We start from the raw sequence: 14,001 nt of genomic DNA, 5'->3' as shown, positions 1-14,001 counted from the left end.
GATAAGGACAATTCCCTTGACAAGATTCCGGTTGTTTGATAAAGTATAATACCATGTACTTCAATCCAGAGATAGAGTGTGCTGAACGAGAGATTCTAATCCAGCATCAATTCACAAGGTTAAGAAGGCTTCTGAGGGAGATTTACCAAAAAAACCCTTTCTATACACGAAAGCTTCAAGAAGCCGGGATCGTCCCTGAGGATTTAAGCAGTCTGGAATCTCTCTCTCATCTTCCCTTTACCACTAAAAGTGAATTATCCCAGGATCAAGAAGACCATCCACCCTATGGAACCAACCTGACTTATCCTTTGAAGGAATATGTTCGCTACCATCAGACTTCTGGTACAACCGGAAAGCCGCTTCGAATCCTGGATACCCGGGAAAGTTGGGAGTGGTGGATTAAATGTTGGAATTACATTTATCGGGCTGCGGGGGTCGGGTGGGGCGATAGGGTTTTTTTCGGATTTTCCTTTGGACCTTTTATCGGTTTCTGGAGTGCCTTTGATGGAGCCCAATCCATAGGGTGTTTGGGAATTTCGGGGGGTGGACTGGATTCTCTGCAAAGGCTTAAACTGATGCTGGAAACCCAGGCAACCGTTTTAGTATGTACCCCGAGCTATGCCCTCCGATTAGCCAGTATTGCCGAGGAAAACGGAATCGATATTGCTAAATCTTCCATTCGGATTACCATTCATGCCGGTGAGCCGGGAGCCAGTATTCCGGCCACGAAAAAAAAGATTGAAATGGCCTGGGGAGCCAAGTGTTTCGATCATGCCGGGGCAACGGAAGTGGGAGCTTTCGGGTATGAATGCAGCGTTCAACCCGGCGGCATTCATCTCAATGAAGGAGAATTTATCGCCGAAGTCATCGATCCCAGTACCGGGAAAGCTCTCCCGGCAGGTAGAAAAGGAGAATTGGTCATAACCAATCTGGGCCGGTGGGGAACCCCGGTGATTCGTTATAGAACGGGAGATCTGGTGGAATTAAATGAAGATCCTTGTGAATGTGGTCGAAGATTTGCGCGCATGATGGGAGGGATTCTGGGCCGGGTGGATGATATGATTACCGTTCGGGGAGTGAATATTTTCCCCAGCGCCATTGAGAATATTATCCGTCAGTTCCATCAAGTTGAGGAGTTCAGTGCAGAAATTTACCGGGAAAAAGAGATGGAAGAACTTCATCTGAAGTTAGAAATTAAAGGAAGTGAGGAAGAAAAAAAGCAAATTCAGGAAAAAGTTTTTCAAACCCTGCGTGCCCAATTGAATTTGAGAACGCACATTACACTGGCCGAACCGGGTAGCCTCCCCCGGTTTGAAATGAAAGCCAGACGATTTAAAATTATAAACTAACATGGAACAAAATCCCCTAGATCCTAAATCTAACTCAACCGAACCTTCCCCGTCAAATACCGGGATGCAAAAGGATTCGGATCTCCTGATTGACCCTCTCTCCTATGAAGAAACCAGAGAATATGTCTGGAGATTTCTTCTGACAGAGAAAATCACCGAAAAGAATCTTCAACAGAAAGAACGGGAACTGGAGCAATGGAAGCAGCGGGTTTCCTTAGCTCAGCACGTTCAAGACCTGACCCTCATGCAGGAGGCTCAAAAACAGGTTGATTTCCTGGAACAGGAAGTCGAAAAGTTAAAATCTGAATATACACAACTTCGAGATAAAAACGCTATTTTGAAAGAGAAGCTCAAACTGAAGGCCCAACAACATGCGCCTTCCATAGACGCTCCTCGCTTGCTGGCCGAGTTAGAAATGCTGGTGAATTCCCAGGAACACCCACTCGATAAGAAATTCGAAGATTTGGCGGTGGGAGATGAGCTGGAGAAGTTGAAATCCCGACTGAAAAAATCTTAGTTTACCTTTCCCTTCCAGGGAGGCTCAATCGGCACTTTTTACATCTAACATATCTCGTAATCCGTCCCCCAGAAAATTAAACCCTAGAACGACTATCATAATAGCCAACCCCGGAAAAGTCGTCAAATGGGGGGCAACTAAAAGAAATTGCCTTCCTTCGTTGAGCATAGATCCCCAGCTTGGGGTTGGAGGTTGTGCTCCCAATCCCAGAAAACTGAGTCCTGCCTCTGCCAGAATGGCCCCTGCCATACCAAAAGTAGCCTGAACCATAACGGGGGCTAATAAGTTGGGTAGGATATGATGGAGAATAATCCTTGAGGCGCTGGCTCCTAAGGCTTTTGCGGCTGCAACATACTCATATTCACGTAAAAATAGAACCTGGCCTCGCACGATCCTGGCATAACTGACCCATCCCATTAAGCATAAAGCCAGAGTGACATGACTCAAACTGGGGCCCAGGATGGCGATAATAGAAATGGCCAGTAAAATGCCCGGGAAGGCCTGTAAAATATCAATTATCCTCATGAAGAGCTGATCGACTAAACCTCCGTAATATCCGGCTATAGAACCAATGAAGAGTCCAAGGGTTAAGGAAACACCCACGGTAGCCATACCAACTCCCAAAGATATTCTGGACCCGTAGATGATCCGGCTTAAAATATCCCGCCCCAGACGATCCTGACCAAAGGGGTGTTCAGGACTTGGAGGATTCAAACCTTCTTCCATCTTTTGATCGGTAGGATCATAGGGGGCCAGGAAAGGGGCAAAGATGGCCGTGAAAATCAACAGGGAGATGATCAGTAAACCTATGCGAGCCAATCTATTTTTCATATCTAATTCGAGGATCCACCAGGGAGTAGATCAGGTCTGTAATCAGGTTTACCAGGACATAAGACAAAGCAATAACCAGTATGCATCCCTGTACCAGAGGATAATCCCGCTTATTGATGGCTTCAATAGTTAACCGTCCGATTCCTGGCCAGGCAAAGATCGTTTCCGTGATCACAGCCCCGGAGAGCAATGTACCGAATTGAAGACCTATCAGGGTAATTACCGGGATCAGAGCATTTCGGAGAGCATGCTTAAAAATAACCACACTCTCCCGAAGTCCCTTGGCCCGAGCGGTTCGAATATAGTCCTCATGGATCACCTCCAGAACACTGGAACGGGTCATACGGGTCAGGATTGCGGCCATGGCCATACCCAGGGTTATGGCCGGCAGGATGAGATGATCCCATCCCCCTCTTCCGGATACGGGTAACCATCCCAGGTTAATGGAAAATAAAATAATGAACAGGGGACCCAACCAGAAATTAGGCATGGAAACCCCTAACAAAGCCAGAAACATAGAACCGTTATCTAACCAGGAATACTGTCGCGTGGCTGCCATAACCCCTACCGGGATCGCAATTATCACTGCAATACCTAAGGCCGCAAAGGTCAATTCCAGGGTAGCCGGATACCGGGTAAGAATACTCTGTAAAACCGGTTTGTGGGTATGCAGGGATCTTCCCAGGTTACCCTGGGCAAGTCTCCAGAGAAATTGGGTATACTGCTGAAGGATAGGCTTGTTAAGTCCCAGCTCTTCCCGCAGAGCAGCTTTATCGGCAGGCTCTGCACTTTCCCCTAACATCAATTCCACAGGATCCCCAGGAATAAGATGGATAAAAAAGAAGACAAGGGTAGACACTCCCAGAATGACAGGAATAACCCATAACAAACGTCGAATAATATATGGTATCATGGTACCGTATGATAGCGTCCCCCGGCCTTTCTGTCAAGCTTTCAGTGGAGAGTTTAAGAGGGATTTCTTATTGATCTGGTTTTGACTTTTAAGGTGAAAAGGAGCTCACATCGATATGGGAATACCATTTCCAGGATCGCTAAAAAGCGATAAGGAATTTTAATTGACAACCCGGCAGGGGTCTTGTATCATGTGTAATTACCAATTCTAAGAGAGATAGGGGATAGAAATTTGTGTTGAGGATTCTGGATTCAAGGTCTGAAGTCACAAACCAGGACAGGAGAAGCTTTGGGCTTTGAACATCAGATGTGGAGCTTCATTCATGCGAATTCTCGTCATGGGTACAGGAGGGGTAGGGGGGTATTTTGGTGGACTTTTAGCAAAGGCCGGGGAGGAGGTTTATTTCGTTGCCCGGGGCGAACATCTCCGGGCGTTGAAGGAACGGGGATTAACGGTTAAGAGTGTAGTCGGAGATTTTTCTCTTAAAGTAAAAGCCATCGCTCAACCTCAGGAAGCGGGACTCGTGGATGTGATCCTGTTTTGTGTAAAGACCTATGATACCGAAAATGCCGCCAGGCAGATTTTATCCAACCTCGGTAACCAGACGGTGGTCTTAACTTTGCAAAATGGGGTTGACAACGGAGAGAAAATTGGGAAAATCGTAGGGGAAGAGAAGGTGATGGTTGGAGCCGTCTATATTGAATCCCATATCAGTGCTCCGGGAGTTATTTCTCAAACAGCGGGACCCCGGAAGATTGTTTTTGGAGAACTTCAGGGACCTATAACAGACCGGGCACGGCGTCTTTTTAACCTGTTTCAGAAAGCCGGAATTAATTGTGAGCTTTCTGAAAATATGAAGAAAGCCCTGTGGAGTAAATTTGTGTTTATTTGTGCTGCCAGTGGCTTAACAGGGTTGACGCGTACTCCGATGCGGGAAGCCATAGAGTTCCCACAAACACGGGAGATCTTCCTGGCAGCCCTGAAAGAATCCATAGCAGTGGCGGAAGGTTTAGGCCTCTTTCTGGATCCGGATCTCATCGATAGAATTTTAGCCATTGCTACAACTTTCACTAAAGAGAGTAAGGCTTCCCTGCTTCGGGATCTGGAAAATGAAAAGCGGATAGAGATAGAAGCTTTAAACGGAACCGTCGTCCGATTGGGAAAAGAGCTATCTATCCCAACTCCGGTCAACCAGGTTATTTACGCCTGTCTAAAACTTGTAGATGAAAAGCATCGAGCGAAATTAAATTCCTAAAAATCTTTAACCCCTTTATAAGAAAAGGCATCTATATCATTAAAGACGGAAATTTCATTTTTGTTTTCACGGGGTAGGCGACCATGGCAAAAGTAATGATTGTAGACGATAGCGGTACCGTCCGACGTTATCTCAGTCAGATGATAGAGCTGGCAAACCATTCAGCTACAGCGGTAGAGTCAGGGGAAAAAGCGATTGCTTTACTGGAAGAGTTTGCCGCAAAAGATCCGGCTCTTTTGCCGGATCTTATTTTCATGGATGTCCTGATGGCTCCCGGCATGAGTGGGATTGAAGCTACCCAGAAAATCAAGGCACACCCAAACCCAACCATTGCCGAAATACCCATTGTTATTTTAACAGGTATTGGAGAACAAGATATCGCCAGTGAAGCTTTGGATGCCGGGGCTCTGGATTATATGGTCAAACCTTCCAATACTGAAGCCCTGTCATCTTTTTTAGATAATTTGCGTAAAAAGCTGGAGAGGTTGCTTAATCTAAGTACCAGGAGTTTGAAGAAGGGAGCCGGACTTATCGCCGATCTTACCAACGAGAATCTGCCTTCATTGCTTCAGATGCTTCATCTGGAAGGTGCTTCAGGTTACGTGACCCTTACAAACCCCCGGAATCGCCAGAGTGCCTCGATGCATATCCGATACGGTAACATCGAGCATCTGGTCCTGGTCGATAACTCCAAAGGGGTGAAAAAACGGCTTGAAGGAGAAGAGGCCTTCCATACCCTTATTAACTGGCCGGAAGGAACCTTCTCCTTTGGAAGGGCCAATCCGGAGAGAATGCCCAAGGGAAAACCTCTTAATTTGGTTGCCCTTTTAGCAGCCGCAGATGTCAGAGAAGTCGGGGAGAAAAAGCTCCTGAGTGAATCTGCTCAGGCTTCCGGTCCCCTGGAATCTTACAAGGAATTTAAGGCCAACCTGGAAAGAGAACTTTTAGAGTTAATAAAAAGTTCAACGGCGACCCAACTCTTTTATGTTCGGGTGAAAACTAAAACCTTTGTTCTGCTCAAAGTGATGAAAACCCCAGGTAAATTCGGCCTCTTTAAAGATGAAAAAGAATTCTTAACCTTTGTCCAGAAACGTTCTGCCGATTTCATGAACGGAAAATTTCTGGAAATCTCCTTCTTCTTTGAGAAAGGTTATGTGAACATGCGTCGAATTGGAAGGGGAGACTTTATTGTCCTCTTAGATCCTTATCAGGATAAGCCTAAGGAGGGGCGACTCATTACGGCTCAGGCCGCTACCATCATCCGAAAGGCTGCCCTGGAAAGGAGAAGTAAACGATCGGCAGCTACTTCTTACTGAAAGAGCATCCCGATGGGTCGCTGTCCCTCCAAAATTTCCACATACCGCTCCCCCAGATCATACACAGAAAGGGGCTGAATGTTAACCGAATAAGCCTGGGAAAGTTGCTTAGCTTCTTCCAGGGCTTCCTGACTGAAGCCAGGTTTTCCGATAATCACGATAGAAAGAGGAACAAACCTGGCGGCTTTGGATAAAACCTCTGCAACCTGGTTCAGCGGAATTTCCTTCTCCTGGGGTGGAAGAACCCGTAGGAAGATTACCGCCTTATCATCCCGCAGGGTATAATCCGTACTGGAGTCTGACTCACCCACTTTTTTAAGGATGGACGGAACCTCAAGGTGTTGAAGTAAACGACCGATAGATTCTGCCAGATCGGTTAAGGTCTCAGCCTGATACACACTTAGCAGGAAGGAGGTCTCCAGACCCAGCTTTTCCAATCTGAGTTTTTGATTCTCCATTCCCTGGAACCCTTTAGAGGCCGGCTTCTTTTGAAGGATCTCTTTGATTTTCACAGCCAGTTCCCTGGGAATAATACGCTGGAGGATCTCAACATCGGCTTTAGCCACCGCTTCCGGGGAAGTATAACCCCATTGGGACAGTCGATGTAAATTTTCACGGGTCAGACCGGGAATCCTGAGCTCTGCCAGGGCCACTTCCTCCTCATGAATTCCATAAAGTACCCGTCGGGAAAGTATTTTGAGGTTTTTGACAAATTCAACATCATAATGCTTTGCCGTTACAACTTCGGCCAGGGTCTCCAGCATCCAACTGCTATTCTCGGCCAGAGTTCGAATCACGCCACTGTAAGCTTTGTCCTGATAATCTCGATTGTATTTGAGCTCGATTTCCCGAAGATCGGTCCCCTGGATCCAGTCCCACAGAATGAGGGACATCTTGAGACGTTTGATGGTTTCGTAGCGATCACCAAACAGTTCCTCGGATCTTTGCAAAAGATTTTCCCAATGGGGAAGATTCAGATCCTGGAGGTCCCGGATATATTCTCCGGAATCCAGAGTACTCAGGGGGAGCCGAAAATGAAGTTCTTCGATCTCCCGGTTGTGGGTAGCCAGGAAAAGCAATTCCCAGGGATGATAATCCGAGGGATGGATCTCGGGAAGTAACTGGAGAAGATTTAAAAACGAAAAGATGGAGACGCCTTGAAGGGCACATATTCTCCCGAGTTCTGTTGGTTTCCACTCATCGGCCACGGTTTCTTTGATCAACCCATTTTCTGCACAGATTTTTAAAGCCCTCTCCACTTTATTGACTAAAGATAACCGCCCTGCTGTCCTTCCTTCGCTCGGGCTCCAATACAGATAACCTGCATAGGAACGGGTAAAGAAATCTATCAATTCTTCTCGGGAGCTGCAACGTTCCGAAGCAATCAGCAAAAGCGTTTCTTGCAGTAAAGGACTGTTATAGAGATGGGAATTCATTTTAGGGAACTCGCCATCGATATAGTTACGCCAGAAGATACTGAACTGAGCTGCCGTATCGGCAAAAATAATCGATCGACCCTTATCCTGTTTACCAAACCGCCCGGCCCGACCGCTCATACTCTTGTACTCTGCCGGAGAGAGGGGAATTTCCTGGAAAGTTTTAGCATCCGGGTCCGGTTTCTCCATATCGTTGATGATCACGGTCTTTACCGGAAGGTTGATTCCCATGGCCAGTGTGGTGGTGGCACAGACGACCCGAATTTTGCTATCCTCTGCCTTAAAATACTCCTCGATGACCCTTCGCTCCTCACTTCCTAAATCTGCATTATGGAAGGCCACCCCATGCTTTAAGGCCGACATCAAAATCTCTTTAGAAACCGAGTTCTCCACGTTTTGGAGAGCCTCAATAGCCTCCTCGGCGGGGGGTAAATTCAAGTCAATGGCCAGCCGGAAAGCCGTCTCTCGGGTCAATCCCTTCCACTTTCTGAAGATCAAAACCTGTTCCCCTTGCCGAACAAAATAAGAAACAAAATGGGCTAACCGACGGTATTGATACTCCTTTCTCCCCTCCACGGATTTCAAGTTGATCCTGGGATCAGGCGTAAATTCCGGAAATTTCTCAATCCCCATCTGGCCCGACAGGAACTCCCGGTATTTAAAGGTTCCATCCCGGGTCAGAATTCCTTCCTGAAGTTCAACAGGCCGTTGCACCGAATTCAAAACTGTCATCCCTAACCACTGGTCTAATCGATTTAAATCTCCTATAACCGCAGAAAGCCCAATTAACTGAATCTTCTGAGAAACCTTTTCCCGGGAAGATAAAATCTGAGTCAACAGCATTTCCAGATTAGCCCCCCGGGTATCATCGGTGGTCATCTGAATTTCATCGACAATCACCAGACCACAATTGTTGATAAGCGCTTGATTCCGCGTAAGCAGTCGGTTCATCTTTTCAAAAACAATCACCGCCAGTTGAAAATCCCCTCGAAGGATCGCAGCATCGAACTCTGAACGGTCTCCCGTAGAAAGAACAACTTTGATCCCAAACCCGGCATACTTATTACAGAAATCTGCGTATTTTTCCTCGGCCAAAGCCTTTAAAGGAACCAGATAAATAACTTTTCTTCTCCGGAAAATATTATAAAGAGCAGCTATTTCCCCCAAAAACGTTTTACCCGACGAGGTCGGGGCAGAAACCAAAAGATCTCTTCCTTCCAGGATTTTATAGTCTTTGATGGCCTGTTCCTGAACCGGAAGGAGAAGGTCACTTTCCTGTTTAACCCAGATTCGGATAATCTCCGGGTCTATACCGAACTTTTGAAGCTCCTGAACTTTCATAAATCCCTTTCATTTTAAATTTTGCTTTAAACCAATCGCCTATGTGATTAAGTTACCTTAATTTGAAGGGATCGTCAATGAATTTTCCAGAAAATTTCGCATAAAATTCGCCTTTTAAACCCAAGACCGGGGAATCAGCAAAAAAGTGGATTTTCTCCTTGACGCCGGTTTGCAAAATGGGATAGGCTATCTGCGAATCCCATTTTTCAGGGCTTTTTAGGGCGGCTCCCCATGATCTGTTTCAATAAAATATCCCGAAATACCCTCGAGGTTCTCATCCTTGTCACCGCTTTCCTGCTGGTTAACGTACTTAGCCAGATTTTTCAAAAGCCGATTTCCCTTAACAACGGGAGAGGTTGGGATGGGATCGTTTATTATTCCGTTGCCGAGCAGTTCCTGAAAGGACAACAGCCCCGGGCGGGTGCCCCCTTTGGGTATCGCATCGGAACCCCTCTGCTGGTATCCCTGTTTTTCAAAGATGATCTCCTCCTGGGTTTTAAAACGATAAATCTTCTGGCCAATGGGGCGGCGGTCTTTTTATTGCTTTTCTGGTTACGATTAAATCTGTTTGCCTGGGAAGTTCGAGTGATTCTTGTCCTTCTTTTTATTATCCAGTGGCATGGGCCGGTCCGGTTTGTTTACTTCTACCCGGTTTATGTAGACCCCTGGATCTTCGTGTTTTTACTTGCCGGACTCATAGGTATTCATAAAGTTATCCGGAAACCCGGGTGGCTGACCCTGGGTTTTTTGGGATTTATTTCCCTGGTGGGTGTTCTATTTCGGGAAGCTATGATGGTTGTTCCCATCGCTTTGCTCTTTGCCACCAATCCTGTCCGATATAAAAGAAGGCTATTCTCCGAATGGGCCAACTTACAGGTTTCCGACCTGATTGAAAGTCCTCCTGCGGGATTCCTGATTCCGGTCATTTTTGCCATCTCAGGTTTCTGGGGGGTTCGGCAGGTTGTAATCCAAATCAACGACTATTCTTTTCTGGAGACGGCACTTTATTGGGCCTATGAGAAACCTCTCCTGGCTTACTTGCATGCATGGTTTATTACTTTTGGACCGCTTATTTTCATTACCCTTTATAACTGGCGACGGAGCCTTTCTTATCTCATGGCCCATCAATTTCTGCTCGTTTATCTGATCGGTTTTGCGGTTTTAGCCTGGATAGGTGGGAGTGACACAGAAAGAATCTTATACTGGGCGCTGCCGGTGGTTTATCTCCTCAGCGGAAAATCCATTGAAGATCATCGGGCCTTACTCACCTCACCCGGATTGGTGGCCGTTCTGGTGGGAAGCCAGCTTATTTCCCAAAGAGTTTTCTGGACCCTGCCCGATTTGCCTAATCCCTTCCCCTCCTCACTTCCCCTCCTTACGGTACCGGGTAATCAGTTTCCTTATATGGATCTGTGGTCCTATCATGGGGAGCGGATGGTTGAGTTTGTCTCATTGCTTCAATATCTGTTCTTGGGGGTTTTGTTGCTGGGATGGTTGAATTATCGGGCAAATACCATAAAAGCCAGCAGGGTATGACCCCTTGGATTCCTCGGGGAGAAAACCCAGGGATCCACCCGATGGGAAGGTATATCTGTTGGGTTAAAATAAGAATTGTTCAGGACAAGGCAAGGTCGTCCTCGATGACCAGTTTCAGATCTATCCCCTCTACCTCCAGCTTTATCCGGGCTTTGAGTTTTTCATTACCTGTGAGCTTACCCGATTGAACAGCTTCCCGGACCGCTTTCTCGATTTCCCGTTGTGAGGTGACTCCGACCTTTTTAAGGAATTTTCGAACTTCCATATTGAAAACTTCTTCGTTCACTTTAACCTCCTGTTCGGTGATCAGAACTAAGCTAAGGGATTTTGTCCCCGGTTTTACTTTTAACTAACTATACCGACCCTTTCCATCCCGGTCAACAAAAAACGCTCTTTCTCTTTTATTCTTGACATTCATCTGGAAAAGAACCATTAATATTAATTGACTGGCATCTAATCCCGGAAAGAAGGGAGGTTCTTATGCGACATGGGTTAGAGTATTATCTGGTGGGTCAATCTCCTGCTCTGCTGAAATTTAAAGGTGAACTTAAGACGGTGGCTCCCACGATGTGGCCTTTACTTCTCTGGGGAGAGCCTGGAAGTGGGATGACTTTTTATGCAAAAACCATCCATACAGCTACCCAGACTGGTAAATTTATTCCCATTACCTGCTTTTCCCTGGAACCCGAAGCGGTTAAACGTCAATTTTTAGGTTTTGAGGACACCCCAGGATGGCTGGAGGAAGCCCATGAAGGAACTATTTTCTTGAAACGGGCTACCGAATGTTCCCTGGTTGTCCAGGAAATCCTGGAACGGATTATTGCAACCGGAAATGTAGATGGGTTAATAGATTTCTTCCGGGTGAACAGTACCGATACCCTCCAGAGCAAGGTTCGATTTATGGCTTCTGTGGTGGGAGATTTAGATAAGGCCCTGACCGATAAGATTTTACATCCAGGTCTTTTTGAAATCTTTAAGAATCGAGGAAAGGTCTTGTATGTTCCCTCTTTGCGGGAGCGTCGAGAAGACATTCCAGAAATCGTGGCCCTTCTCATGGAAGAACTCAACACTAAATATCATAAGAAGATACGGAAGATCAGCCCGGAAGCTATGGAACTTCTCCAGAGCTACTCCTGGCCCGGAAACATGGCCGAGTTGAAGAGAACTCTGGATGCACTATTCGCGCAACCGGATATGGAGGGAGGGGTCATCACGGCCGAGCATATCTCTCCCTATCTTTCTGTTTCGGAGGATCATAACCAGGAGTGCTTGATTAAACTGAAAGCAGAACAGTTTAAGGGACGACTTAAATCTCGAAGCTTCATCCTGCAAAGAGATTCGGATCAATATACCCTCCCTGTAGAAGACATTACGGAAATTATCCGGGTGGACGATGAAGATTTTCTAACTCCAAGACTCAAATATTTTACCTTCAAGTTGAAAGACGGAAGTCAGGTCAACGGAAAAATTCTGGATGAATTTATAGAAGTCGAAACCTCGTTCACCAACTCATTTCGGTTTAAACCCGCTGAATTACACCATCTGCTCATTACCTGATGACCCGACTTTATATCCCCTGAGTTTTTCATACAACCGAACATGGTCAATTACAATCGCCGCTTGATCGGCAAAACTGGAAAACAGGCGGATTTCATCTTCCGAGAATTTCCTTGGAATTCCTACCGTATAAATATCTAAAACGCCCATCGTTTTCTCTTTTAGCTTCAAGGGGGCTCCCAGGTAAGATTTTAACTGATGCTTCTTGGCGACCTCCGGAAAGTTATATCGAGGGTCTGCAGTTACCTCCCATACCTCTAAGGTTTTTCCATGGGCTGCAACCCACCCGGAAAGACCTTCTCCGATCTTTATTTTGAACCCATTTTTTTCTTCCACAAATCCCATGCTTTCCACATATTCCAATTCTTGGTGAGGGTTTGCCAGGAGAATCGCTGCATGGTTCACCGACATTAACCGGCTACAAAGTCGTAGAATCTCGTTTAAAACCTCCTTCAAGTTTAAAGAGGAAGTAATCAGCCTGCTGACTTCAATAAGGGTGGTAAGTTCCCTGACCCGCTTTTTTTCTAATAACCTCGCCGCCTTTTCCCTGGTATGTAAAATCGTTAATTCTTCCAAACGGTGTTTGTATTCTACTCGAGACCTTCGAAAAGAAATCGCTTTTTCTAAAACCCGTTGAAGATGCCCGATATCCTCAAGGGGCTTGGTCAGGCAATCAAAGGCCCCCCCTGCTCGCATCATATCCAGGGCATTCTCCAGAGTCATATAGCCGGTTAAAAATACCACAACGGCATCGGGATCCAAAGCTTTGGCTTTACGTAAAACCTCTAACCCATCGATTCGCGGCATTTTTAAATCCACCAGAATGACATCAAAAGTCTCCGTTTCCAGGAATTTAATGGCCTGTTCTCCACCGGCTGCCGTGGTAAGGGTATAACCAAAGGTTGTAAGAAGATCTGTGAGAAACTCCAGAATTCCAGGCTCATCATCTACTACTAAGATCTTAGAAGATTTTGCCTTAACTTTTTTAGAAGTCCCCATGCTTTTCTGTTTTTGAAAGTTAGAAAGTTAAGAGTGAAAATAGGTAACTCTTACCGTCCATCTTGGATTTTCACACATTAACTAGGATCGTGCAACTTATATACCAGTGATTAGGCTCTGGCCAGAGTCAAAACGAGAATTTCCCTGACTCCTGCCTTTTTTAATATTCGACTCGATTCGTTTACCGTTGAACCTGTGGTAAAAACGTCGTCTACTAGAACCACCTTTTTTCCTTCTAAGTCTTTGGCCCTCTGAACTTCGAAAGCGCCCCGTACATTCCCGATCCGTTCCTTACCGGTAAGCTCCACCTGAGGTCGGGTTTCTTTGATGCGATATAAGTGACGGGTATCCAAGGGGATTCGATAGTGCTGGCCGAGGAACCTGCCCAGGATCTCCGATTGATTAAATCCTCGCCACCGTTTACGGCTTTTATGAAGGGGAACCGGGATTATCACATCAAAGGCATTTAGATTCAAATCCGGGGGTAAATGTTGAACCATAAGCTTTGCTAGATGCTTTCCGAGACCTGGTTTTCCTCTCCCAACTCGGGTTGGTTCATATTTAAATTGATGAATAGCCTCCTGTAAAACCCCCTGATACTTTCCTACCGCTCGGGCTTTATCAAAATGATAAAGACCTTTCCGGCAGTTTTCACAGGTAAAACCGGGAGCCGTTTCGGAGACGTTCTGAGATGGAAAGGGTCTACCACAACAACAGCAAACTGAGTCCTGTATTAATTCTACTTTCCTCCAGCAATTTTTGCAAAAATTTAAGATCCGTTCTTCTCCCAAAAAATTTTTACAAAAAATACATTCCGCCGGAAAAAGAAAATCTGAGAGGGCTTCTAAAATTTTTTGGAAATTTTGCATGATGACCCCTCTCCTTGGACGGTAAAGGGTTGTTCTTTACCTACCGGTTAACCCTCTTGACAAAATAGGGTAGGGGGGTACC

General features: G+C 46.0%; 12 protein-coding genes. 6 read left to right on the top strand and 6 right to left on the bottom strand.

The genetic code is table 11. The annotated features are described in order from the left end of the window. Window positions 1-35: 35 nt before the first annotated feature. Together VNM22_14745 and VNM22_14740 are read left to right on the top strand one after the other, a co-directional pair. Window positions 36-1,349: an AMP-binding protein gene (locus VNM22_14745; protein HWP48420.1), complete on the top strand. Its 1,314-nt coding sequence runs from the start codon at window positions 36-38 to the stop codon at window positions 1,347-1,349. 1 nt (window position 1,350) lies between these two features. Continuing rightward, window positions 1,351-1,866 (top strand): hypothetical protein, encoded by a 516-nt coding sequence (locus VNM22_14740; GenBank protein ID HWP48419.1) that lies wholly within the window; start codon window positions 1,351-1,353, stop codon window positions 1,864-1,866. Between the two features lie 24 nt (window positions 1,867-1,890). Here the strand turns inward: VNM22_14740 and nikC are convergent, their stop codons facing one another. Further along, window positions 1,891-2,697: a nickel transporter permease gene (gene nikC, locus VNM22_14735; GenBank protein ID HWP48418.1), complete on the bottom strand. Its 807-nt coding sequence runs from the start codon at window positions 2,695-2,697 to the stop codon at window positions 1,891-1,893. Then, the gene (nikB, locus tag VNM22_14730) at window positions 2,687-3,610 is read right to left on the bottom strand and encodes a nickel ABC transporter permease (protein HWP48417.1); all 924 of its coding nucleotides are present in this window, start codon (window positions 3,608-3,610) and stop codon (window positions 2,687-2,689) included. Before nikB ends, nikC begins: the two co-directional genes overlap by 11 nt. A 322-nt stretch (window positions 3,611-3,932) precedes the next feature. Between nikB and VNM22_14725 the strand changes: the two genes are divergently transcribed. Both VNM22_14725 and VNM22_14720 read left to right on the top strand, forming a co-directional pair. After that, complete coding sequence (locus VNM22_14725; GenBank protein HWP48416.1) at window positions 3,933-4,865, top strand: 2-dehydropantoate 2-reductase; 933 nt, start codon at window positions 3,933-3,935, stop codon at window positions 4,863-4,865. Window positions 4,866-4,948: 83 nt separating this feature from the next. Further along, window positions 4,949-6,181: a response regulator gene (locus tag VNM22_14720; GenBank protein ID HWP48415.1), complete on the top strand. Its 1,233-nt coding sequence runs from the start codon at window positions 4,949-4,951 to the stop codon at window positions 6,179-6,181. Here VNM22_14720 and VNM22_14715 read toward each other — a convergent pair. Beyond that, window positions 6,175-8,958: a DEAD/DEAH box helicase gene (locus VNM22_14715; GenBank protein ID HWP48414.1), complete on the bottom strand. Its 2,784-nt coding sequence runs from the start codon at window positions 8,956-8,958 to the stop codon at window positions 6,175-6,177. The two genes, VNM22_14720 and VNM22_14715, sit on opposite strands and share 7 nt — an antisense overlap. Window positions 8,959-9,189: 231 nt before the next feature. Between VNM22_14715 and VNM22_14710 the strand changes: the two genes are divergently transcribed. Next, window positions 9,190-10,494 (top strand): hypothetical protein, encoded by a 1,305-nt coding sequence (locus VNM22_14710; protein ID HWP48413.1) that lies wholly within the window; start codon window positions 9,190-9,192, stop codon window positions 10,492-10,494. A 79-nt stretch (window positions 10,495-10,573) separates the two neighbouring features. Here VNM22_14710 and VNM22_14705 read toward each other — a convergent pair whose 3' ends face one another. Then, on the bottom strand, window positions 10,574-10,780 hold the full coding sequence (locus VNM22_14705; protein HWP48412.1) for a DUF6494 family protein: 207 nt from the start codon (window positions 10,778-10,780) through the stop codon (window positions 10,574-10,576). Between the two features lie 194 nt (window positions 10,781-10,974). On the opposite strand from VNM22_14705, the gene VNM22_14700 reads away from it, so the two are divergent. Beyond that, window positions 10,975-12,051, top strand: coding sequence for a sigma 54-interacting transcriptional regulator (locus VNM22_14700; GenBank protein HWP48411.1), 1,077 nt, complete (start codon window positions 10,975-10,977; stop codon window positions 12,049-12,051). Here VNM22_14700 and VNM22_14695 read toward each other — a convergent pair. Together VNM22_14695 and VNM22_14690 are read right to left on the bottom strand one after the other, a co-directional pair. Continuing rightward, window positions 12,028-13,050, bottom strand: coding sequence for a response regulator (locus VNM22_14695; GenBank protein ID HWP48410.1), 1,023 nt, complete (start codon window positions 13,048-13,050; stop codon window positions 12,028-12,030). The two genes, VNM22_14700 and VNM22_14695, sit on opposite strands and share 24 nt — an antisense overlap. Before the next feature lie 110 nt (window positions 13,051-13,160). Beyond that, window positions 13,161-13,919, bottom strand: coding sequence for a ComF family protein (locus VNM22_14690; protein ID HWP48409.1), 759 nt, complete (start codon window positions 13,917-13,919; stop codon window positions 13,161-13,163). Between the last annotated feature and the right edge of the window lie 82 nt (window positions 13,920-14,001).

The organism is Candidatus Limnocylindrales bacterium, from assembly GCA_035559535.1.
Classification (GTDB): Bacteria; Moduliflexota; Moduliflexia; order Moduliflexales; family JAUQPW01; genus JAUQPW01.
The sequence above is the reverse complement of the archived record's forward strand: the minus strand, read 5'-3'. Positions and strand labels throughout refer to the sequence as shown.

What these genes read in the sequence shown, in the direction of transcription:
- VNM22_14700 (HWP48411.1), top strand. Translation starts at nt 10,975, where the DNA reads ATGCGACATGGGTTAGAGTATTATCTGGTGGGTCAATCTCCTGCTCTG.
- VNM22_14720 (HWP48415.1), top strand. Translation starts at nt 4,949, where the DNA reads ATGGCAAAAGTAATGATTGTAGACGATAGCGGTACCGTCCGACGTTAT.
- VNM22_14725 (HWP48416.1), top strand. Translation starts at nt 3,933, where the DNA reads ATGCGAATTCTCGTCATGGGTACAGGAGGGGTAGGGGGGTATTTTGGT.
- VNM22_14740 (HWP48419.1), top strand. Translation starts at nt 1,351, where the DNA reads ATGGAACAAAATCCCCTAGATCCTAAATCTAACTCAACCGAACCTTCC.
- nikB (HWP48417.1), bottom strand. Translation starts at nt 3,610, where the DNA reads ATGATACCATATATTATTCGACGTTTGTTATGGGTTATTCCTGTCATT.
- VNM22_14695 (HWP48410.1), bottom strand. Translation starts at nt 13,050, where the DNA reads ATGGGGACTTCTAAAAAAGTTAAGGCAAAATCTTCTAAGATCTTAGTA.
- VNM22_14710 (HWP48413.1), top strand. Translation starts at nt 9,190, where the DNA reads ATGATCTGTTTCAATAAAATATCCCGAAATACCCTCGAGGTTCTCATC.
- VNM22_14715 (HWP48414.1), bottom strand. Translation starts at nt 8,958, where the DNA reads ATGAAAGTTCAGGAGCTTCAAAAGTTCGGTATAGACCCGGAGATTATC.
- nikC (HWP48418.1), bottom strand. Translation starts at nt 2,697, where the DNA reads ATGAAAAATAGATTGGCTCGCATAGGTTTACTGATCATCTCCCTGTTG.
- VNM22_14690 (HWP48409.1), bottom strand. Translation starts at nt 13,919, where the DNA reads ATGCAAAATTTCCAAAAAATTTTAGAAGCCCTCTCAGATTTTCTTTTT.